The organism is Thalassospira profundimaris (genome assembly GCF_003326675.1).
Lineage (GTDB): Bacteria > Pseudomonadota > Alphaproteobacteria > Rhodospirillales > Thalassospiraceae > Thalassospira > Thalassospira aquimaris.
The window spans coordinates 1-663 of sequence record NZ_JPWF01000046.1 but is presented as its reverse complement, the minus strand read 5'-3'; the positions used below and the strand labels follow the sequence as shown (position 1 = coordinate 663).

The following is a 663-nucleotide window of genomic DNA, read 5'->3' as shown; positions in this document are numbered from 1 at the left end:
CTGCCGTATCAATGGCGTTTGTTCCCAGATCGGCAAGTGTTTCCTGGCCTGCGCCGCCGTCACCAAGGGCTTCTGAGTCAACCGACGTCAGGTTGATCGAGAGGCGGTCATTTGCGGTGTTGCCACCGCCAACCTGGAACTCAATGCTGTTTGCAAGGGTCTGACCATTGTCAGCGGCCATGCGAACAACGTTGGCCGTGGAGTCGATGGTGCCAGCCGCGCCGAAGGTTGCATCCGTACCAAAGTCGTTGGCGCCAGCTGCACCCGCAGCAACGTGATCAATGGAAGCAGAGAAGTTGGTGTTAACCGAGAAGGTCAGGCCAAGCTCGTCGAAGTTAAGCGTCGCGCTTTCGCCGGCACCAATTGCGGTGCTACCACCTGTGGCAGCATAGTCAGAAACATCAATCGATTGTGTGCGGTCAGCAGCGCCGTCAATGGTCGTGGTGACGGTCATGATGACCTGGGTACCAAGCTGGTTGATGTTTACTTCAAAGTTGCTGTCATTGAGGTTGGTGTTGGTGTCGGTAGCCCAATAGTTGTTGTCGGTAATGGCAAAGTTGTCAAAACCGGCAGCAGGAACAAGTGCTGCACCGCCCTGACCAGCAGCAAGATCGCCGAATTCGATTGCCACGTCACCACCATTCCCCAGCAACTGAATGCCGT

1 pseudogene is annotated in these 663 nt (G+C 55.8%); it reads right to left on the bottom strand.

Annotation, left to right across the window (positions count from 1 at the left end):
* Positions 1-663: pseudogene (locus TH19_RS22365) on the bottom strand (flagellin N-terminal helical domain-containing protein); the annotation flags it as partial.